This window comes from Acuticoccus sp. MNP-M23 (assembly GCF_031195445.1).
Lineage (GTDB): Bacteria > Pseudomonadota > Alphaproteobacteria > Rhizobiales > Amorphaceae > Acuticoccus.
This window is the reverse complement of the sequence record NZ_CP133480.1, coordinates 4,856,926-4,875,845: the sequence shown is the minus strand read 5'-3', so window position 1 is coordinate 4,875,845 and position 18,920 is coordinate 4,856,926. Positions and strand designations below refer to the sequence as shown.

The 18,920-nt window shown below is 64.8% G+C and carries 20 protein-coding genes; 12 read left to right on the top strand and 8 right to left on the bottom strand.

The window, feature by feature from the left end; genetic code table 11:
• The first annotated feature begins 102 nt into the window (after window positions 1-102).
• Window positions 103-1,782, top strand: a complete 1,680-nt coding sequence (locus RDV64_RS22430) for a B12-binding domain-containing radical SAM protein (protein ID WP_309197195.1) — start codon at window positions 103-105, stop codon at window positions 1,780-1,782.
• Between the two features lie 73 nt (window positions 1,783-1,855).
• Here RDV64_RS22430 and RDV64_RS22425 read toward each other — a convergent pair whose 3' ends face one another.
• The 4 genes from RDV64_RS22425 to atpD all read right to left on the bottom strand — a co-directional run bounded on the left by RDV64_RS22425 (window position 1,856) and on the right by atpD (window position 4,211).
• Window positions 1,856-2,131 (bottom strand): hypothetical protein, encoded by a 276-nt coding sequence (locus tag RDV64_RS22425; protein ID WP_309197194.1) that lies wholly within the window; start codon window positions 2,129-2,131, stop codon window positions 1,856-1,858.
• A 30-nt stretch (window positions 2,132-2,161) separates the two neighbouring features.
• Window positions 2,162-2,554, bottom strand: coding sequence for an ATP synthase F1 subunit epsilon (atpC, locus tag RDV64_RS22420; RefSeq protein ID WP_309197193.1), 393 nt, complete (start codon window positions 2,552-2,554; stop codon window positions 2,162-2,164).
• Window positions 2,554-2,703 (bottom strand): hypothetical protein, encoded by a 150-nt coding sequence (locus tag RDV64_RS22415; protein ID WP_309197192.1) that lies wholly within the window; start codon window positions 2,701-2,703, stop codon window positions 2,554-2,556. The genes atpC and RDV64_RS22415 overlap by 1 nt, the downstream gene beginning before the upstream one ends.
• Before the next feature lie 89 nt (window positions 2,704-2,792).
• Window positions 2,793-4,211, bottom strand: a complete 1,419-nt coding sequence (gene atpD, locus RDV64_RS22410; protein WP_309197191.1) for a F0F1 ATP synthase subunit beta — start codon at window positions 4,209-4,211, stop codon at window positions 2,793-2,795.
• Window positions 4,212-4,532: 321 nt separating this feature from the next.
• Between atpD and RDV64_RS22405 the strand changes: the two genes are divergently transcribed.
• Window positions 4,533-5,552 (top strand): hypothetical protein, encoded by a 1,020-nt coding sequence (locus RDV64_RS22405; protein WP_309197190.1) that lies wholly within the window; start codon window positions 4,533-4,535, stop codon window positions 5,550-5,552.
• Here RDV64_RS22405 and RDV64_RS22400 read toward each other — a convergent pair.
• The 4 genes from RDV64_RS22400 to RDV64_RS22385 form a co-directional block, all read right to left on the bottom strand.
• Window positions 5,549-6,829 carry a cytosine deaminase gene (locus RDV64_RS22400; protein WP_375143782.1) on the bottom strand — a complete coding sequence of 427 codons (1,281 nt, stop codon included), beginning with the start codon at window positions 6,827-6,829 and terminating at the stop codon, window positions 5,549-5,551. The two genes, RDV64_RS22405 and RDV64_RS22400, sit on opposite strands and share 4 nt — an antisense overlap.
• Entirely contained in the window at window positions 6,796-7,569 is a 774-nt protein-coding gene (locus RDV64_RS22395) for an ABC transporter permease (protein ID WP_309199578.1), read from the bottom strand. The genes RDV64_RS22400 and RDV64_RS22395 overlap by 34 nt, the downstream gene beginning before the upstream one ends.
• Before the next feature lie 95 nt (window positions 7,570-7,664).
• A complete protein-coding gene (locus RDV64_RS22390; protein ID WP_309197188.1) occupies window positions 7,665-8,411 on the bottom strand; it encodes an ABC transporter ATP-binding protein in 747 nt (248 codons plus the stop codon).
• A gap of 14 nt (window positions 8,412-8,425) precedes the next feature.
• Window positions 8,426-9,439, bottom strand: a complete 1,014-nt coding sequence (locus RDV64_RS22385) for an ABC transporter substrate-binding protein (protein WP_309197187.1) — start codon at window positions 9,437-9,439, stop codon at window positions 8,426-8,428.
• A 166-nt stretch (window positions 9,440-9,605) separates the two neighbouring features.
• On the opposite strand from RDV64_RS22385, the gene RDV64_RS22380 reads away from it, so the two are divergent.
• The 10 genes from RDV64_RS22380 to RDV64_RS22335 all read left to right on the top strand — a co-directional run bounded on the left by RDV64_RS22380 (window position 9,606) and on the right by RDV64_RS22335 (window position 18,913).
• Window positions 9,606-10,007, top strand: coding sequence for a RidA family protein (locus RDV64_RS22380; RefSeq protein WP_309197186.1), 402 nt, complete (start codon window positions 9,606-9,608; stop codon window positions 10,005-10,007).
• A gap of 62 nt (window positions 10,008-10,069) precedes the next feature.
• Window positions 10,070-10,858: a creatininase family protein gene (locus tag RDV64_RS22375; RefSeq protein ID WP_309197185.1), complete on the top strand. Its 789-nt coding sequence runs from the start codon at window positions 10,070-10,072 to the stop codon at window positions 10,856-10,858.
• Between the two features lie 118 nt (window positions 10,859-10,976).
• On the top strand, window positions 10,977-12,569 hold the full coding sequence (locus RDV64_RS22370) for an ABC transporter substrate-binding protein (RefSeq protein ID WP_309197184.1): 1,593 nt from the start codon (window positions 10,977-10,979) through the stop codon (window positions 12,567-12,569).
• A gap of 146 nt (window positions 12,570-12,715) precedes the next feature.
• Window positions 12,716-13,693, top strand: coding sequence for an ABC transporter permease (locus tag RDV64_RS22365; RefSeq protein ID WP_309197183.1), 978 nt, complete (start codon window positions 12,716-12,718; stop codon window positions 13,691-13,693).
• A gap of 53 nt (window positions 13,694-13,746) precedes the next feature.
• Window positions 13,747-14,670, top strand: coding sequence for an ABC transporter permease (locus RDV64_RS22360; RefSeq protein WP_309199577.1), 924 nt, complete (start codon window positions 13,747-13,749; stop codon window positions 14,668-14,670).
• Complete coding sequence (locus tag RDV64_RS22355) at window positions 14,667-15,548, top strand: homocysteine S-methyltransferase family protein (protein WP_309197182.1); 882 nt, start codon at window positions 14,667-14,669, stop codon at window positions 15,546-15,548. The genes RDV64_RS22360 and RDV64_RS22355 overlap by 4 nt, the downstream gene beginning before the upstream one ends.
• Window positions 15,545-16,540, top strand: coding sequence for an ABC transporter ATP-binding protein (locus RDV64_RS22350; protein WP_309197181.1), 996 nt, complete (start codon window positions 15,545-15,547; stop codon window positions 16,538-16,540). The genes RDV64_RS22355 and RDV64_RS22350 overlap by 4 nt, the downstream gene beginning before the upstream one ends.
• Window positions 16,537-17,544, top strand: coding sequence for an ABC transporter ATP-binding protein (locus RDV64_RS22345; protein WP_309197180.1), 1,008 nt, complete (start codon window positions 16,537-16,539; stop codon window positions 17,542-17,544). Before RDV64_RS22350 ends, RDV64_RS22345 begins: the two co-directional genes overlap by 4 nt.
• A 163-nt stretch (window positions 17,545-17,707) precedes the next feature.
• Complete coding sequence (locus RDV64_RS22340) at window positions 17,708-18,193, top strand: N-acetyltransferase (protein ID WP_309197179.1); 486 nt, start codon at window positions 17,708-17,710, stop codon at window positions 18,191-18,193.
• 264 nt (window positions 18,194-18,457) lie between these two features.
• Window positions 18,458-18,913 (top strand): hypothetical protein, encoded by a 456-nt coding sequence (locus RDV64_RS22335; protein WP_309197178.1) that lies wholly within the window; start codon window positions 18,458-18,460, stop codon window positions 18,911-18,913.
• Window positions 18,914-18,920: the final 7 nt, after the last annotated feature.

The following is an 18,920-nucleotide window of genomic DNA, read 5'->3' as shown; positions in this document are numbered from 1 at the left end:
TGATATAAAGATATCATTATGACCATCGTTCCGCGCCGAGGGCCGCAGCGCGTGACGCAGTGCAGTAAAAGCGATATGGTTCGGCAACACTGGGGACGAAGTATGAGCGTAGTCGACGCGCAAATCGGAGCGATCCAGGCACCAGCCGGTCTGGTGCCTCGCCTCGATCCGCCCAAGGTCTTGATGGTACACCCGCTTTTCATGGCGGGGTCGTTCTGGTCGTTCGAGACCACATCGCAGATGTACGGCGCGGAATATCCGATGCCGCCTCTGGGTCTTGCGACTGTTGCCGCCATGCTTCCGCCCGAGTGGGACGTGCGCATCATGGACCGCAACATCGAGGAGGTGACCGAGGCCGACATTCTGGCAGTCGACCTCGTCATGACCGGCGGCATGCTGCCGCAGCGCATCGATCTGATGCACATGATCGACTGGGCTCAGTCGCTCGGCAAGAAGGTCTGCGTCGGCGGACCGGACATCATGTCCACCCCGAGCGCCTACGAGCATGTGGACTTTCTGGTGGTGGGCGAGGCGGAAAGCGTCATCGACCAGTTCATCGAAGCCTGGCGTGCCGGCTCGGAAGGTGCCCGTTTCGATGCGGAGAAGTTCAAGGCCGACGTGACCGCCTCGCCGATCCCGCGGTTCGACCTGCTGAACCGCCCTAAATATCTGCAGATGACTGTGCAATATTCGCGCGGCTGTCCGTTCATGTGCGAGTTCTGCGACATTATCGAGCTGTTCGGCCGCAAGCCGCGCACGAAGACCAACGAGCAGATCCTGGAAGAGCTGCAGGCGATCTACGATCTCGGCTATCGCGGCCACGTCAATTTTGTCGACGACAACCTCATCGGCAACAAGAAGGCGATCAAGGGGTTTTTGCCGCATCTCATCAAGTGGCAGGAAGACCACGGCAACCCGTTCGACTTCTCCACCGAGGCTTCGCTCAACCTTGCCGACGATTCGGACCTCATGACCATGATGTCCAAGGCCGGTTTCCTCGGCGTCTTCATCGGCATCGAAAGCCCCGATCCGGACGTTCTGAAAGCCACGCAGAAAAAGCAGAACACCAAGCGCGACATCGCGCAGAGCGTTCATCGCGTCTACGAGCACGGCATGTCCGTGCTGGCGGGCTTCATCGTCGGGTTCGACGAGGAAAAGGGCGCCGTCGGCGACGCTGTGGCCGACCTCATCGAGGAGGCCGCGATTCCGGTGGCCATGGTGGGGCTGCTATATGCCTTGCCCGAAACGCAGCTCAGCCGGCGCCTTGAAAAAGAGGGCCGGATGTACCCCCAGATGAGTTTTGAGGATGCGACCCGGTTCGGCACGGTCGACCAGTGTACCCTGGGCCTCAACTTCGACACCCAGCGCCCGCGCGAAGAAATCCTGAAGGACTTCCGCACCGTCGTTGCCCGCAGCTACACGCCCGAGGCGTATCACAAGCGCGTGCGGCGGATGACGGACCTGATGAAGTTCGAGCACGCCAACCTCGACTCCATGCGCTCCGGCGTCGTGAAGAACCTCGTGTTCGTGGTCCGGCTGTGCTGGGCGCTCGGCATCGTCGCCAAGGATGGCAAGCGCCTTTATTGGGGCACCTTGCTGCACGGGCTGAAAAAGGGCTCTGCCGCGTTCGACGCAGTGTTCCTGTCGCTGGCCGCCTACGCGCACCTCGGCCCGTTCTCCAAGACCGTGCTGAAAGCCATTGATGCCCGCATCGAAGAAGGCCGCTCGGGCCGCGATGCGGCTGCAGCCACAGCGTCCGTGCCGGTGCTCGCGGCCGAATGAGATCTGTGGGGCGGGGCTTTGCCTCGCCTCACGAAATCACGATGGCCGCATCCCGCAATGTGCCGGCGGATCGTCAGGGTTGGGGGTTGGTTTCGGGCTCTGACGCTGCCGCGGCAGGCGTGGCCTTGCCGCTCTCCAGGGCTTCGATGCGCCTTTCCAGCGCCTTCAGCCGCAGATCATAATCCACAAAACGGGCGCGGAAATCGGCGCGGATGCGCTCGATTTCGGCAGTTGCACCGGTCTCGGCCGGGGCAGGGGCAGCGCCGTCAGCCGGCGCGGTGTTCTGCGCCAGAACGCTGGCGGGCAGGACGATAAGGGCAGTGGCGAATGCGGCGGTGAGAAGGCGCATTGTGGTCTCCATCGGCCGCCCTGCGGCGCATTACAGCGCGGCGCGGACGCTTTCCAGCGTTGCGATGCGGCGGTCAAGCTCGTCACGGGTGGAGGCGTTTTCCAGCTTCTCGATGGACGCCTTTTCATCGGCGATGATCTCGTCGACGCGCGGTGCTGCATCGGCGGCGCCGACGGCGGCTTCGGCCAGAACGCTGCAGCCCTGCTGGTTCACGTCGCAGAAGCCGCCGTTGATGAAGATGCGCTGCGTCTCGACGTCACCGCCGGAGACTTCCACGATACCGGGGCCGAGCAGCGCCAGCAGCGGTGCATGGTTCGGCAGCACCTGGAACTGGCCTTCCGAGCCCGGAAGCGTCACCTGCTCGACCTCACCGGAGATCAGAAGCGCCTCGGGAGAGACAAGCTCGAAGTGGAATGTGGCCATCAGGATGTCGCCTTCGCTTTGGTCTCGGCTGCGGTCCGAATCTCAGTGCCGCAGAAAGGGCAGAAGCGGACGGCGTGGTCGTAAAGACCAAGGCCGCCCGGAGTGTCGACCATCGAAATCACCATGGTCGGCACGTTGTTGTCGTCCATAAAGATTGTCGGTTCCGCACCATTGCCCGGACCAGTCAGGACGTCCGCGAACGTCTTGCAGCACGGGACAATGGGCAGAGCCACCAAGCTTACGCCGCTTCAGCCAGCTGCTGGGCCTTCTCGGTGGCTTCCTCGATGGTGCCGACCATGTAGAAGGCGGCTTCCGGCATGTCGTCGTACTTGCCGTCGACCAGGCCGCGGAAGCCCTTGATGGTGTCGGCGAGTTCGACGAACACGCCGGACTTGCCGGTGAAGATTTCCGCCACGTGGAAGGGCTGCGACAGGAAACGCTCGATCTTGCGGGCGCGGGCCACGGTGAGCTTGTCGTCTTCGGACAGCTCGTCCATGCCGAGAATCGCGATGATGTCCTGGAGCGACTTGTAGCGCTGCAGCACTTCCTGCACGTCACGGGCGGTCTTGTAGTGCTCTTCGCCGAGCGTGGCGGCGTTGAGGAGGCGCGACGTGGAGTCGAGCGGGTCAACGGCCGGGTAGATGCCCTTTTCGGCGATCGAGCGGTTGAGCGTGGTCGTCGCGTCAAGGTGGGCGAACGACGTTGCAGGCGCCGGGTCGGTCAGGTCGTCGGCGGGCACGTAAATGGCCTGCACGGACGTGATCGAGCCCTTCTGCGTGGTGGTGATGCGCTCCTGCAGGGCGCCCATGTCGGTCGCCAGCGTCGGCTGATAGCCCACGGCGGAGGGGATGCGGCCGAGAAGTGCGGACACTTCGGAGCCGGCCTGCGTGAAGCGGAAGATGTTGTCCACGAAGAACAGCACGTCCTGGCCTTCGTCGCGGAAGTGCTCGGCGACCGTGAGGCCGGAAAGCGCAACGCGGGCACGGGCGCCGGGAGGCTCGTTCATCTGACCGAAGACCAGGGCGCATTTGGAGCCCTCGCCGCCGCCGGCCTTGTTCACGCCGGACTCGATCATCTCGTGGTAAAGGTCGTTGCCTTCGCGGGTCCGCTCACCGACGCCTGCGAACACGGAATAACCGCCGTGCGCCTTGGCGACGTTGTTGATGAGCTCCTGGATCAGCACGGTCTTGCCGACGCCGGCGCCGCCGAAGAGGCCGATCTTGCCGCCGCGGGCGTAAGGGGCGAGGAGGTCGACCACCTTGATGCCCGTGACCAAAATTTCCGACTCGGTCGACTGCTCGACGTAGGACGGGGCAGGGGCGTGAATCGGGCGGGTTTCGCTGTAGTCCACCGCGCCGGCTTCGTCGATCGGCTCACCGATGACGTTCATGATGCGGCCGAGCGTACCGGCGCCCACGGGCATTTCGATGGGGGAGCCGGTGTCGATCACTTCCTGGCCGCGCACGAGGCCTTCGGTGGCGTCCATGGCGATCGTGCGGACAGTGTTCTCGCCCAGGTGCTGAGCCACCTCCAAGACGAGGCGCTGGCCGTTGTTGTCGGTGTGGAGCGAGTTCAAGATGGCAGGCAGCTGGTCGTCGAACTTCACGTCCACGACGGCGCCGATCACCTGTTGCACTTGTCCGGTTGCGTTTGCCATGGGGCGGTGTCCTCGGGATGCTAACGTCTTGGGGTGCTCAATAACGGGTTCACAGCGGGACGCAAGACGTTCTGCGCGGAAACCCGTGCGTGAACGCCGGTTTCTGCGTGGCTGTCTGTGTCGCACCCCGCATGTGAACAGCGGCTCACGCACTCGTATCCGTCTTTCGGGGCTGTGCGCAAGCGCTGCCCCCGCCGCCCTCTGCCTCCTGTAATTCGTGTCGTGAGCCGCCGGCGGCACATCACTTTCGGCGGCGCCGGTTGTGCCGTCCGGATGCCGTACGCATCTATTCTTTTTATTGTTTGCGTAGGATTTTGAAAAATGGTGTTGACCGAATCTGCCGCAATTGACGCGGCGCGTTATAACCGGCGCAAAGCGCGGCTCCTCGGCTGGCGCAATGCGTATCCGCGCATCGCCGTTCATCTCGGTTTTGCAACCGGCACGGTGAGTGCCACCGCCTTTGCCCGCCATATTCATGACTGGCAGGCCGCCCAGCAGCCCGAACTCACCAGCGACGGGAAGCTCGGCCCCCAGAGCTGGCGCAGGCTCAGCGCAGCGCTCGGCCCTGTCGGTCCGGGCGCCCCGGTGCCGATCCCGGCGTGGCTCGGGCAAGGGACGGGCGCCGGCACAGAGGCTGCGGTGGCCGCGGCAGAACCGATACTCGAGGCGCCGGAGGTGCATGGCGATGGGCCATTGTGGATCCAGGTTGCCAATTTCCAGCGGTTGCGCTGGGAAGCGTCAGGCTCGACCGAGAGCGAGACGGAGTGGGACGAAGCTTATTTTCTGGCGGCACCGCGCTGGGGCGGGCGCACCCATGCCTTTGGCCAGGAGCGCGACAAGGCACGCTGGAAGGACGGCGACTGGTGTGCCGCATTCGTCAACTGGTGTCTTCACACGGCCGGCTACAGTCACACCGGCAGCGCGGGCGCCAACTCGTTTGCCAACCGGCGCTACTGGGAGTTCGATGCGCTGGAAGTGCCGCGGCGGGGGTGCATCGTCGTCCTTGCCGAGCGGGGCGCGAACCTCGGGAGCCACGTCGCCTTTCTGGATGATGAGCGCGATCTGCCGCACGCGCCGGGCGGCCGCGTGACCCGCGAGGCGCGGGATCACCCCGATCGCGATTACCGGCTTCTGGGCGGCAACCAGTCCGGCGGAATCATCAGCTCGCGCTGGGAGCCCCGGTGGCGCGATCTTCTTGCTGCGCGCGGGCGCAACGGCGTCGTCTCACCATACCTCTGGCCTGTGGACAACAGCGCAGGCACCTGCACCATGAGCACGATCCTGCCGACCCGGCAGGCCCATTCGTGCCACTTCGCGCCGCCCGGCGGGGCAGCCAGCTAGCGCAGCGTCTCGTCCAGCGCCGCATAGTCCGGCAGCGTGCAATCGAGCACCTTGCCGGCGCGGATGACGGTGCGGTCCGTCTGCGGGCGCGAAAACAGCTCGTCGTAGCGGCGGGCCTTGAACAGGACCAGATCCGCCGGGGCACCGGGGCCGATGGCGTCGCGGTCGGCGAGGCCCATGATGGCTGCCGGCGTTGCGTTGAAGGCCAGCGGCCATTGTCCCACCGGGTGGTCGAGGTGGAGAACGCGCGTGGCCTCGCGCCAGACCTCCATCATGTCGAGGTCGCCATAGGCATAGAACGGGTCGCGCGTGTTGTCGGACGCGATCGCGACCTTGATGCCGCGTGACGCCATCTCGTGCACCAGCGTGCCGCCGCGGATGCGCGGGGTGCGTTTGCCACCCGGCGTGCGGTCCTGAAGGTAAAGATTGCACATGGGGAGCGACACGATGGCGAGTGCGGCTGCGGCGACGGCATCCAGCGTGCGGTCCGCAACAGCGTCATCCATGGTCATCAGCGAACAGCAGTGGCCGCACGTGACGGTGCCCGAAAAGCCGATGCGCGTTGCCTCCGCCGCCACCGCGGAAAGGCCGTTGGACGCCGGGTCCAGCGTTTCGTCGACGTGAAAATCAATGTCGAGGCCGCGCGTTTCGGCCTCTTCCATCAACGCGCGCAGGCGCGGGACGAGGTCCGGCACGGGGTAAAGCACGGCACCGACAATGCCGCCGAACGCCGTCACCTTGTCAAACAGGGGCGCCAGATCTTCCGGCAGCGAATCGATGCCGATGAGGCTGGAGCCCTGAAGGGTGATCCGCCCCGCCCAGCGCTCGCGCATCTCGGCGAACACCGGCCACGAAACATCGTCCTGCGGCGGGGCGCTGTCGATATGGGTCCGCAGCGCCGCGGTGCCGTGGGCGTAGGCGCACTGGAGCGCAAACTCCATCCGGGCGGCAACGTCGGCTGCGGTCCAGCTGGCGTTCCTGTCCGCCTGCACCGCGTTGAGTGCCCCGAGGAATGTTCCGTCCGGGTTGGCCGTGCGCGGGGCGATGTGCCCCTTGTCGATGTGGGTGTGGAGGTCGACGAACGCGGGCACCACCATGCCGCCCGCGCAGTCGAGATCGCCCGCTTCGCCGCTTGCGGGCGTGACCGAGGCGATGGTTTCACCATCGACGACGATGTCGACGAGAGAGATGCCGTCTCCCGCAGCGCCCAGAAGCGGGGCCGGGACGGCAGCGTTGGTCAGTTTCAACGGCGCTCCTTCATGGCGCTTTCGTGCCATTTGCCGAGGATCTTCGCCGAGACGAGGCTGAGGATCACGTAGATGACCACGCCCGTGGCCGAAATCAGGATGAGGGCTGCGAAGAGGCGCGGGTTGTTCAGCCGGTAGCCGGCTTCGATCAGACGCGAGGCGAGCCCGGTGCCGACCCCGGCCGAGCCGGCGACGAATTCCGCCACCACCGCGCCAATCAGCGCAAGCCCGCCGGCAATGCGAAGGCCGCCCAGAAAATAGGGCATGGCGGACGGGATCTTCAGGTAGCGCAGTGTCTGCCAGCGGGTGGCGCCGTAGAGCCGATAAAGGTCCCTGAGGTTCCTGTCGGCCGAGTTCAGCCCCAGCGTGGTGTTGGACAGGATGGGGAAGAACGCCACGATCCACGCGCAGAGCAGAAGCTTTGCGAAGATGTTGCCCACATAGATGTTGATCAGCGGGAAGATGGCGACAATCGGCGTCACCTGCAGCACCACCGCAATGGGGAAGAACGAATATTCCACAATGCGCGACTGGGTGAGGGCGATGGACAGGGCAACGCCGCCAAGGGTGGCGAGCATCAGTGCCGCCAGCGTGATCATCAGCGTGTTGAGGAGTGCCGGGCCGAGGATCGGCCAGTCCGTCACCAGCGTCTGTGCCACCACCTGCGGGCGCGGCAGGATGTACTGCGGGATCTCGTTGATGGTGACGAGCATGTCCCAGCCGATGAGAAAGGCCGCCAGCACCAGAAGCGGCAGGCCGATCTTCAGCATCTTTTCGCGGCGGTGGCGGGCCGCTTCCCGGTTGGGTGCGGCGGGCAGGGCGGTGCCGTCCTCGGCCGGGGTCGCGCCTGTGGTGTCGGCTGCGCTCATGCTGCCATTGCCTCGTGCAGGGCGGTGGATGTCTCGCGCGCCAGATCGCCGTAACGCGTGGAGGTGCGGAAGGCTTCGCTGCGCGGGGCGGGTTCGTCCACGCCCACCTCGGCGGCGATGCGGCCGGGCCGTCCGGTCATGACCGCAATGCGGGTGGACAGGTAGACGCTTTCAAACACCGAATGGGTGACGAACAGCACCGTCCAGTTCCGCGCCTCCCACAGCCGCAGCAGATCGTCGTTGAGGCGGAAGCGGGTGATCTCGTCCAGCGCGGCGAACGGCTCGTCCATGAGGAGGATCTCCGGGTCGGTCGCCAGTGCGCGGGCGATGGAAACGCGCATCTTCATGCCGCCGGAAAGCTCGCGCGGGTAAGCGTCGCGGAAATCGGCAAGGCCGACGCTTTCCAGCGCATCCATCACCCGCTCTTCGGCGCCCTTGCGGGTGAGGCCACCCAGGCGCAGCGGCAGCCACACATTGTCGAATACGCGGGCCCACGGCATCAGCGTCGGCTCCTGGAAGACGAAGCCGACCGAATGCGCCGTTGCTGCAACCCGGATGTCGCCGTCGGTCGGTGTGTCGAGCCCCGCCACAAGCCGCAGGATGGTGGACTTGCCGCAGCCCGACGGGCCGAGCAGCGACAGGAATTCGCCGCGCGCGACGGAAAGGTCGACCTTTTCCAGCGCGCGCGTGCCGTTCTCGAACGTCTTGCCGACGCCGCTCAGGGTGATGATTGGCGTTGGCATCGACGCTCTCTTTCCTATTGGCCAGTCAGCTCTTTCTTGATGTCGAGCCCGACACCCTTGTTCACGAATTCGAGCGTGTAGATGTCCGAAATGTCGACACCATCGGGCACGACGCCGGCGGCAACCATCTTGTCATGGAAGGAGGTGAACTTTTCGTCGGTCATCGCGCCGATGCCGTCCGCCTCCGCTGTGCCGGATTCCAGAATGCCGAATTCCATCATGGAATCATGCGAGAAGGCCAGCTGCTCGTCGGTCATGTCCGGGTTTGCGGCCTGGATCAGCGCGTTGGCTGCGCTGTTGTCGCCGTACATGTACTTGTACCAGCCCTTGGCCGAGGCATCGACAAAGCACTGGACGACTTCGGGGGAGTTCTCCACCGTGTCGGCCATCGTCTCGACCGTGGTCGCGTAGCTGTCGAAGCCATAGTCGGCCAGAAGGAAGATGTTGGGCTTGAAGCCGCCCTCACGCTCCACGGCAAATGGCTCGGACGTCACGTAGCCTTGCTGCGCGGACTTCTTGTTGGCGATGAACGGTGCCGGATTGAACGTATAGGGCTGCCGCTGCGACGCCTCGAAGCCGTACTGGTCGATCATCCACTGATAGTAGGACTGGAAGCCCGGATCGCCGATGAAGAGCGTCGCATCCTTCAGGCTCTCGAACGTGTCGAAGCCTTCGTCAGGGTGGCTCATCAGGATCTGCGGCTCTTTCTGAAAATGCGCCGCGACCACTTTCAGCGGAATGTCCTGCTCGGCGGCGGAGAAGGCCTGGAGGAGGTTGCCGCCCATGTGAAACTGGATGCGGCCGGCCAGGAGCATCGCCCGGTTGTTCACCTGCGGACCCCCCGGCACGATCGTCACGTCCAGACCGCAAGCCTCATAGTCGCCATCGGCAATGGCCTGATAGTAGCCGCCGTGCTCTCCCTGAGGGAGCCAGTTGGTGCCGAATGTAACCGGTGTCAGGTCCTGCGCAGCGGCAGGTGCAAGCGTTGCGAAGATCGCAGCGCTGGCGAGCAGGGCAATGCGAGTCATGGTCGTTCTCCCTCAATGGCTCGTGCCGGCATGGATATCACCGGCCTATTGCGGTGCAAGGCACCACCTGTTGATTAGGTGGGCAAGGCACCATCCGTGCATCAAAAATTAGCAAGAGTCGTGCCGGTGCCGTGCCGGACGGCAGGCCCTCCAAGAGATATGCGCCATGAAATACCTGACACCCGGCACCATTCGCCGCCCGTTCGCCAATTATGCCCATGCGGTGGAGGTGCCGGCCGGGATGCGGCTCCTGGTGATGTCCGGCCAGCTCGGCATCGGGCCGGACGAGAAGGTGGCGGACGGCGCCGAAGCACAGACCGAGCGCTGTTTTGCAAACATCGCCGCAATCCTTGCCGAAGCGGGGGCGGACATGGGGGCGCTGGTGCGGATCAACGCCTATGTCGCGGGGCGCGAGCACCTCGCCGGATACATGGCCGCACGGGACCGGTTCGTGGCCGATCCCGCCCCGGCCTCAACGCTGATGATCGTCACCGGCTTTGCGCGCGAGGAATTTGTGGTGGAGGTGGAGGCCCTTGCCGCGCTGCCGCCACAGGCTGCCGGGGGTTGACCCGTCCGCAGCCGAGGATCAACACACGCTGAAGACGCGCGTTGACGAGAAAGGCTGCGGCAATGGCTCATCCAAGACCCTACTGGGCGGACATGACGTCCCCCGATTTCACCGTTGATACAAGCGGTTGGGTCGCCGTCATTCCCACCGCTGCCATCGAGCAGCACGGGCCGCACCTGCCAGTCGGGACCGACACCATTCTGGGCGAGGGCATGGTGAAGACCGTGGTCGACCGTTTGCCGGCCGACGTGCCGGCGACGTTCCTGCCGATCCAGACCATCGGCAAGTCCAACGAGCACATCAGCTACCGCGGCACGCTGACGCTGACCTGGGAAACCGCCATCAAGGCATGGCTCGAGATCGGGGCGAGCGCGGCGCGTGCCGGGATTCGCAGGATCGTGTTCGTCAACTCCCACGGCGGCAACACGTCGATGCTGGACATCATCACGCGCGAGCTGCGGGTGCGGTTCGACATTCTCGCCGTCTCCACCGCTTGGCTGCGGTTCGGCGACAAGGGGGTGATCGACGACCACGAGCGCCACATCGGCATTCATGGCGGGACGCTGGAAACGGCGCTGGTCCGCCATTTCCGGCCGGAGCTTGTTCGCGACGAGCATTTGCAGAATTTTGAGAGCGAGCAGATGAAACTGGTGGCCGAGCAGACCCATCTGCGCATCCACGGCACGCATTCGTTTGCGTGGAAATCGGGCGACCTCAACCCCTACGGCGTGGTCGGCGATGCTACCCGCGGCACCGCGGAAATGGGCCGTGAACTGGCCGATTACCATGCCGACCGGTTCATCGAGCTGCTGCGCGACGTGGCGACCATAGATCTTTCCGTCCTCAAATAAGCAAAAGCGCACGCGCTGGCGGCAGCCTCTTCTGGACGGCAGGCACAGCCTTTGCTTACTGTCAGCGCATATCAGGCATGCGTTTAAGTAAGCGCACGCGAAGCCAGGAGCATCATCGATGAACCGCTACCTACTGGGGCTATGTGCACTCGCTGCCTTCAGCAGCGCCGCTCTCGCCCAGGACGACGACGCGACATTCAAGTTCGCCTTCCAGGGCGAGCTGAAGGGTCTCGACCCATATTCGCTCAACGAAACCTTCACGTTGTCCATGCTGGGCAACGTCTACGAAGGGCTGACCCGGCGGGACGGTGACCTCAACATCATCCCCGGTCTCGCCGAGAGCTGGGAGGTTGTCGACGACACCACCTGGCGCTTCAAGCTGCGTGAGGGCGTGAAATTCCAGAACGGCAACGATTTCACCGCAGATGACGTGGTGTTCTCTGCCAATCGCGTCCGATCCGAAGGGTCCGACCTTCTGACCCGCATTCCGGCTGACGCCGAGTTCACCGCGGTGGACGACTATACGGTGGAAGTGAAGCTCACGAGCCCCAACCCGATCCTGCACTATGAGTGGGACACCTGGGGCATCATGGACAAGGAATGGACCGAGGAAAACGACGCGGTGAAGGTCACCTCCGCGTCCGACGAGAGCCCCAACTACGCGTCCCTCCACGCCAACGGCACCGGTCCCTTCAAGGTTGCCAGCCACGAAGTGGGCGTGCGCACCATCTACGAACCCAACACGGACTGGTGGAACTGGGACAACAAGGACTTCAACATCGAAAGCGTGGAATTCACGCCCATCGGGCAGGACGCCACGCGCGTTGCAGCGCTCCTGTCGGGTGAACTCGACCTCGTGTTCCCGATCCCGGTGCAGGACATCAAGCGCGTGGAATCGAACCCCGGCACCGAGGCAATGACCGGGCCCGAGCTGCGCACGATCTTCCTCGGCTTCGACCAGGACCGCGACGAGCTGACCACGTCCGACGTCAAGGGCAAGAACCCGTTCAAGGACGTTCGGGTCCGCAAGGCCTTCTACCAGGCGATCGACATCGAGGCGATCAAGCAGAAGATCATGCGTAACCTGTCGACCCCGGCAGCGCTCATGATCTCGCCGGCATTGTTCGCGCGATCAAACGAGTTCGAGCGCTACCCGTTCGACGTTGCGGCGGCCAAGGCGCTGATGGAAGAGGCCGGATATCCGGACGGCTTCACCGTCGGCATGGACTGCCCGAACGACCGCTACGTCAACGACGAGCAGATTTGCCAGGCTGTGGCGGCCATGCTTGCCAAGATCAACGTCAAGGTCGACCTCAACGCCCAGCCGAAGTCCCAGTACTTCGCCAAGATCCTCGCCTCCGGCGGGTTCGATACCTCGTTCTATCTCCTGGGCTGGACGCCGGGCTCGTTCGACAGCTGGAACGTGATTGCCAACCTCAACGGCTGCCGCAATGCGGATGGCACCGAAGGTGGCGCGTTCAACCTTGGGAATTATTGCAACGAGGAAGTGGACGCGCTGGCGGCCAAGATCCTGGAAGAGAACGACCCCACCACGCGTGATGACCTGATTGCGCAGGCCTACACGATCCTCAACGACGAGGTGTCGCACATTCCGCTGCACCAGCAGGGTCTGGCATGGGGCAAGGCATCGGACGTCGACGTCGTGCAGCGCGCCGACAACCAGCTCATGCTCTACCACGTCAACAAGTAGCCAAGGGCCGGGGGCGGCTACGGTCGCCCCGCCACCATGGGTCTTTTCACTGAACTGCATTCAATCGTGATCGCCGCGTTTTTGGCACGGATTTTCGCCATCAGCGGCCTTGCGACCCTTTTCTCTGGAGCTAGGGGCGTTTCGCCATGATCGCCTTCATCATCAGGCGCCTCGTTCAGGCCGTCATCGTGATGGTCGTCGTATCGCTGATCGCGTTCTTGCTGTTCCGGTTCGTGGGCGATCCGATCAACCAGATGGTCGGCATCGAGACCACCCCCGAACAGCGTGAGGCGCTGCGGGAGCGGCTTGGCCTCAACGAGCCCATCGTCATCCAGTTCGGCCGCTTTCTCGGGAAGGCCGCGCAGGGCGATTTCGGCGTCTCCTACCAGTTCAAGCAGCCGGTCTCCGACCTTCTGGGCTCGCGCCTTCCCGCCACGCTGGAGCTGTCGCTGGTCTCGGTGATCTTCGCGCTGTTCGTCGGCATCCCCATGGGCGTCTACACGGGGCTGCGGCGCAACTCGGCGCTCTCCAACGTGTTCCTCTCGGTGTCGCTCATCGGCATTTCACTGCCGCCATTCCTGGTCGGCATCCTGCTCATCTTCGTCTTTGCGGTAAATCTCCAGTGGCTGCCCTCGTTCGGCCGGGGGGAGGTGGTCGACCTTGGCTGGTGGACAACGGGCTTTCTCACCGTCAGCGGCCTGAAGGCGCTCATCTTGCCGTCGATCACCCTCGGCCTGTTTCAGATGACGCTGATCATGCGCCTGATCCGCTCCGAAATGCTTGAGGTGCTGCGGGCCGACTACATCCGCTTTGCGCGGGCGCGCGGCCTCACGGCCCGCGCCATCAACTTCGGCCATGCGCTCAAAAACACGCTGGTGCCGGTGATCACCATCACGGGCCTGCAACTTGGCTCGGTGATTGCGTTCGCCATCATCACCGAAACGGTGTTCCAGTGGCCGGGCATGGGGTTGATGTTCATCCAGGCGGTGCAGAACGTCGATATTCCGATCATGGCCGCCTACCTGATGCTGGTGGCCTTCCTGTTCGTCATCATCAATCTTCTGGTCGATGTGCTTTACGTGGTCGTCGACCCGCGCATCCGCATCACGGGGCGCGCGGCATGAAAGAGCCCACCGAAACCCTCGACGGCGAAGCTCAGGCCACGGCAGCCGCCGAAATGGTCCGTCCGCGCAGCTTCGTCACCCGCGCCATCCGAAGCGACATTGCCTACTCCTTCATCCGCTCCAAGCTTGCGGTGGTGGCGGCAACCGTCACGCTGGTGATCTTTCTGGCGGCCGCTTTCGCGCCGTGGGTGGCACCGCACGACCCGTTCGACCTTGCGTCCCTGTCGCTGATGGACAGCCTCATTCCGCCGATGTGGGAGGAGGGCGGCTCGCCGGACTATCTCCTCGGCACCGACGACCAGGGCCGGGACCTTCTGTCCGCGATCCTCTACGGCACGCGCAGCTCGCTGGGTGTGGGGTTCGCTGCGGTGGCATTCGCGGCGGTGCTCGGCATAACGCTGGGGCTGATTGCGGGCTATTTCGGCGGTTTCGTCGATACCATCATCATGCGCACCGCCGATGTGCAGCTGACCTTTCCGGCGATCCTGATTGCGCTCCTGATCGACGGGACGGCGCGCGGCCTCTTCCCGAGCCTCACGCGGGAGGATAGCGCGTTTTATGTGCTGGTCCTCTCCATCGGCCTCTCGTTCTGGGTGCAGTATGCGCGCACGGTGCGGGGCTCCACGCTGGTGGAGGCGGGCAAGGAATATGTGCTCGCCGCCAAGCTGATCGGCCTCCCCACCTGGATCATCATGCTGCGCCATGTGCTGCCCAACGTGCTCGGCCCGGTGCTTGTCATTGCCACCATCAACCTTGCACTGGCGATCATCACCGAGGCGACGCTGTCCTTCCTCGGTGTCGGCATTCCCTCCACCCAGCCCTCGCTCGGCACGCTGATCCGGATCGGGCAGGACTTCCTGTTCTCCGGCGAGTGGTGGATCACCATGTTTCCCGGCGTGATGCTGGCCATTCTGGTTCTGGCCGTGAACCTGCTTGGCGACTGGCTGCGCGACGCTCTGAACCCGAGGCTACGATGACAGTGCGCCTGATGGACGGCGGCATGGGCGAGGAGCTCTATCGCCGCATCGGCATGACAGGGCCGGACTGGTCCCCCCTTGCGGCGCTCAACCATTTCGATGTGGTGCGCGACCTTCACGCCGAGTTTCTGGAGGCGGGGGCCGAGGTGCTCACCGCCAGCACCTACGCACTCGGCCGCTGGCAGATGAACATGCAGGGCGTGGGCGAAATGTTCGGCGAGGCCAACCGCGCGGCCGTTGCGGCGGCCGAAGCGGCGCGCGAGTTGGTGAACCCCGCCGCGCTGATTGCAGGGTCTCTGGGCCCGGTGCGGGCGTCCTACGTGCCGTCCGCGGCACCGCCGGCGGAGGTGATCGAGCGCGAGGTGCTCGAACAGGCCCTCACCCTCGCGCCCTATGTCGACTTATTCTTGTGCGAGACCATGTCGAGCTCCACCGAGGCGATCGCCACGGTCAAGGCGGCGCGCGCCACGGGGCGCCCGGTGTGGGTCGCCTTCACGCTGAACGAGACCGGGCCGCCCTTCGTGCGCAGCGGCGAGCGTCTGGCCGATGCGGTCACGCTGGTGGGTGGCGGTGCGGAGGCCGTTCTCATCAACTGCACCGCGCCCGAAACCGTGGACATGGCCATCGCCGAGCTGAAGGCTGCGGCCGGAACGCGCCCGTTCGGCGCCTACGCCAACGCCTTCGTCCCGCTTGCCCCCGAAGACGGCTCGGGCGAAACCATCCACCACAGCGGCCTGCGCGTCGACATGACGCCGGACGTCTATGCCGCCCATGCCCGTGCGTGGATCGAGGGCGGCGCGACCATGGTTGGCGGCTGCTGCGGCGTCCTGCCGGCCCATATTGCCCGCATCCGCGACGACATCAGGGGCCGCCCATGACCGCACCTGCCGCCACCCCCGTCCTCTCCGTGCGCGATCTCAGGGTGGAGTTTCCCACCCGCAAGGGTGTGCTGACCGCCATCGACGGCATCGCCTTCGATGTCGCGCCCGGTGAAGTGCTTGGCGTCGTAGGCGAATCGGGTGCCGGAAAGTCCATCACCGGCACATCCATCATCGGCCTTCTCGACCCGCCGGGCCGCATTGCCGGCGGCGAAGTGCATCTGCAGGGCGAGCGGATCGACAACCTTTCGCCGCAGGAAATGCGCAAGGTCCGCGGCCGGCGGATCGGCATGGTGTTCCAGGACCCGCTGACCAGCCTCAACCCGCTCTACACCGTCGGACGCCAGCTCACCGAAACGATCCAGACCCACATGGGCCTTGGCCGCAAGGCCGCCGAGGACCGCGCCATCGCCCTCCTCGACGAGGTGGGCATTCCGGCAGCTCGCCGGCGGATCGATGCCTATCCGCACCAGTTCTCCGGCGGGATGCGCCAGCGCGTGGTGATTGCGCTGGCACTTGCGGCGGACCCGGTGCTGGTGATTGCGGACGAGCCGACCACGGCGCTCGACGTGTCCGTTCAGGCGCAGATCATCAACGTCCTCAAGCGCATGTGCGCTGAGCACGGCGCGTCGGTGATGCTGATCACGCACGACATGGGCGTCATTGCCGAAACGGCGGACCGCGTTGCCGTCATGTATGCCGGGCGTATTGCCGAGATCGGCCCCGTGCGCGATGTCGTCCAGCAGCCGCTGCATCCCTATACGGTGGGCTTGATGGGCTCGATCCCCAAGCTCGACCACGCGGATGCGCGCCTGCGTCAGATCCCGGGATCCATGCCGCGGCTCGACCGCATCCCCCCCGGTTGCCCCTTCAACCCGCGCTGCCCCAAGGTGTTCGACCGCTGCACGGTGGAGCGGCCGGAGCTGATCACGGTGGGCGCGTCCGCCGCAGCCTGCTGGCTCCACGAGCATGAGCGCGAGGCCGCCGCATGAGCGCCCCTTCCGACGACGACCTCCTCGTCAGGGTCGAGCACCTGTCAAAGACCTTCGACGTGTCGGCCCCCTGGCTCGACCGGGTGGTGGAGCGTCTGCCGCGCCAGCTTCTTCATGCGGTCACCGATGTGTCGTTTGCCATCCGCCGGGGGGAGACGTTTGCGCTGGTGGGAGAATCGGGGTCCGGCAAGTCCACCATCGCAAAGGTTGTGGTGGGACTGATCGGCGCCAATGGCGGCGCAATCACCATCGACGGTGTCACCATGGGCACGGACACCCGCGCGGTGCGCACGCTGCGCCGCCGGATGCAGATGATCTTTCAGGACCCTTACGCCAGCCTCAACCCGCGGATGCGGGTGGATGCCATCGTGTCGGAACCGATCCGCGCCTTCGGGCTCCACAAGGGCGATGCCGTGGCGGAGCGGGTCGGCGCGCTCCTCACGGCCGTGGGTCTCGATCCGCGCGACGGCACGAAATTTCCGCACGAATTTTCCGGCGGGCAGCGCCAGCGGATCTGCATCGCCCGTGCCCTCGCCTCCGACCCGGCGTTTCTGGTCTGCGACGAGCCCACCAGCGCACTCGACGTTTCGGTGCAGGCGCAGATCCTCAACCTGATGCGCGACCTGCAGGAAGAGTTCGGCCTCACCTATCTTTTCATCAGCCACGACCTTGCGGTGGTGCGGCACATGGCAAGCCGCATCGGCGTGCTCTATCTCGGCCGACTTGCCGAAATCGCGCCGGGCCGTCAGCTCTTTTCAGATCCGAAACACCCCTATACCCGGATGCTCCTGGATGCGGTGCCGGACCTCAACATGTCCGGCCGCGCCCGAACGCCGGTAACGGGCGAGATTCCCAACCCCATCGACCCGCCGTCCGGCTGCCCGTTCCACCCCCGCTGTCCGCTGGCAAACGACCGATGCCGCACCGAAGTGCCGGCGCTCCTGCCGGCGGGCGAGGGCGCCGTCGCCTGCCACGCGGTAGAAGAAGGCCGTGCCGCCGCCTGAGCCGCCGGCCTGCCCGTCCGATGGATCGAACGGCATTGCTGCGCGTTGCCTGTCTGTGTTCCCCCATGCTATCAGCCCGTCCCATGACGCACCGACGACGCCCCGACTGACCTTGGTTCCGTCCAGCCAACCGGCTGCCCGTCCGTCCGTTGTCGAGCGTCCCATGCCCCCTGATGTGCTGTTGCGGCCCGAGTTGCCGCGCGATTTCCCGTCCGTTGAAGCCCTTTACCGCGTCACGTTCGGCCCCGGCCGGCTGACGCGCACGGCCTACCGCCTGCGCGGGGACGATCCGCACGACATCGACGTCAGCTTCGTTGCGGAGCGGCGCGGGCTGGTGATTGGCGCGATCCGGCAAAGCCGGGTGCGGATCGGCGGTTCGCCCGCCTACATCCTGGGGCCGCTCGCGGTCGCGGAGACTGCCGCAAAGCAGGGGATCGGCCGGGCGCTTTTGCTGCGCACCATTGCAGCGGCGCGGGAGACGGCCGCCGAGGCCATCGTGCTCGTTGGCGATCCGCCCTTCTACGGGCCGTCCGGTTTCGAGCCTGCCGCGCACCTCGTCATGCTGCCGGGGCCGGTTGAGAAGCACCGTGTGCTGATGCTGCCGCTGAAACGCGCCTTGCGCGGCATGGTCAGCGGCGAAAGCTGGTAGGCGGAAGCCAGCGCCGGCACCACCACAAATTGTCGCAGATGCGCCACCTGACCTTAATTCATGTTAATATCCGAGCGTTTATTATAGCATTTGGAAATTGTCATGAGATTTTTGGCTTTGATTATTGCGCTGACCGTCGCTCTGCCGGCGGCGGGCGGAGCGCAGGTTTCGATTGCAGAAATCACCGCATTCGCCGCAAGATCGTCGGCATGCCTCACGATACCCGTTCAGGTTCCCGCATTTTCATGCGCTGACGGGTTCATCGTGCCAAAGCACATCAGCCACAAGATGTGTGCCCATCCCGAGGATCTGAACGGCAGATGCGTGGTCGACAGCCGGCTGGGTGTCCTGTCGCGCGGCAGCGGGAGCACTGGCGTCGACATCGTATTCTCGTGCCGCAAGAAAACCGGCGTGGATGAGGTTCAGGTTGTCAGCGGCGTCGCCGATCAGGACAAGCTGACGTTCCAGGACATTGCCGTCATCCAGCATGACCGTGCCACCGGCAACACGTGCTTCTATCAATATTTCGCGTCCGGTCCGGTCCCCGAGATCCCGATGGACCATAAGATTCCGGCGGCGATGCAACCGGAGGGCATGGAATTCTGGGGCAAGTTCAGCGGTTACGACATTTGCACCGGGTGCCACACCAACAATGCATTCGTGCGATCGCCCCACTACAATTTCGCGCTGCAGGATTTTTACGGGATTGCCGCAGGCTAGAAGACGA

Bases quoted from the DNA above. Each gene is read 5' to 3' on its own strand.
- RDV64_RS22430 (WP_309197195.1), top strand. From the start codon at position 103: ATGAGCGTAGTCGACGCGCAAATCGGAGCGATCCAGGCACCAGCCGGT.
- RDV64_RS22425 (WP_309197194.1), bottom strand. From the start codon at position 2,131: ATGCGCCTTCTCACCGCCGCATTCGCCACTGCCCTTATCGTCCTGCCC.
- atpC (WP_309197193.1), bottom strand. From the start codon at position 2,554: ATGGCCACATTCCACTTCGAGCTTGTCTCTCCCGAGGCGCTTCTGATC.
- RDV64_RS22415 (WP_309197192.1), bottom strand. From the start codon at position 2,703: ATGGACGACAACAACGTGCCGACCATGGTGATTTCGATGGTCGACACT.
- atpD (WP_309197191.1), bottom strand. From the start codon at position 4,211: ATGGCAAACGCAACCGGACAAGTGCAACAGGTGATCGGCGCCGTCGTG.
- RDV64_RS22405 (WP_309197190.1), top strand. From the start codon at position 4,533: ATGGTGTTGACCGAATCTGCCGCAATTGACGCGGCGCGTTATAACCGG.
- RDV64_RS22400 (WP_375143782.1), bottom strand. From the start codon at position 6,829: ATGGCACGAAAGCGCCATGAAGGAGCGCCGTTGAAACTGACCAACGCT.
- RDV64_RS22395 (WP_309199578.1), bottom strand. From the start codon at position 7,569: ATGCTGAAGATCGGCCTGCCGCTTCTGGTGCTGGCGGCCTTTCTCATC.
- RDV64_RS22390 (WP_309197188.1), bottom strand. From the start codon at position 8,411: ATGCCAACGCCAATCATCACCCTGAGCGGCGTCGGCAAGACGTTCGAG.
- RDV64_RS22385 (WP_309197187.1), bottom strand. From the start codon at position 9,439: ATGACTCGCATTGCCCTGCTCGCCAGCGCTGCGATCTTCGCAACGCTT.
- RDV64_RS22380 (WP_309197186.1), top strand. From the start codon at position 9,606: ATGAAATACCTGACACCCGGCACCATTCGCCGCCCGTTCGCCAATTAT.
- RDV64_RS22375 (WP_309197185.1), top strand. From the start codon at position 10,070: ATGGCTCATCCAAGACCCTACTGGGCGGACATGACGTCCCCCGATTTC.
- RDV64_RS22370 (WP_309197184.1), top strand. From the start codon at position 10,977: ATGAACCGCTACCTACTGGGGCTATGTGCACTCGCTGCCTTCAGCAGC.
- RDV64_RS22365 (WP_309197183.1), top strand. From the start codon at position 12,716: ATGATCGCCTTCATCATCAGGCGCCTCGTTCAGGCCGTCATCGTGATG.
- RDV64_RS22360 (WP_309199577.1), top strand. From the start codon at position 13,747: ATGGTCCGTCCGCGCAGCTTCGTCACCCGCGCCATCCGAAGCGACATT.
- RDV64_RS22355 (WP_309197182.1), top strand. From the start codon at position 14,667: ATGACAGTGCGCCTGATGGACGGCGGCATGGGCGAGGAGCTCTATCGC.
- RDV64_RS22350 (WP_309197181.1), top strand. From the start codon at position 15,545: ATGACCGCACCTGCCGCCACCCCCGTCCTCTCCGTGCGCGATCTCAGG.
- RDV64_RS22345 (WP_309197180.1), top strand. From the start codon at position 16,537: ATGAGCGCCCCTTCCGACGACGACCTCCTCGTCAGGGTCGAGCACCTG.
- RDV64_RS22340 (WP_309197179.1), top strand. From the start codon at position 17,708: ATGCCCCCTGATGTGCTGTTGCGGCCCGAGTTGCCGCGCGATTTCCCG.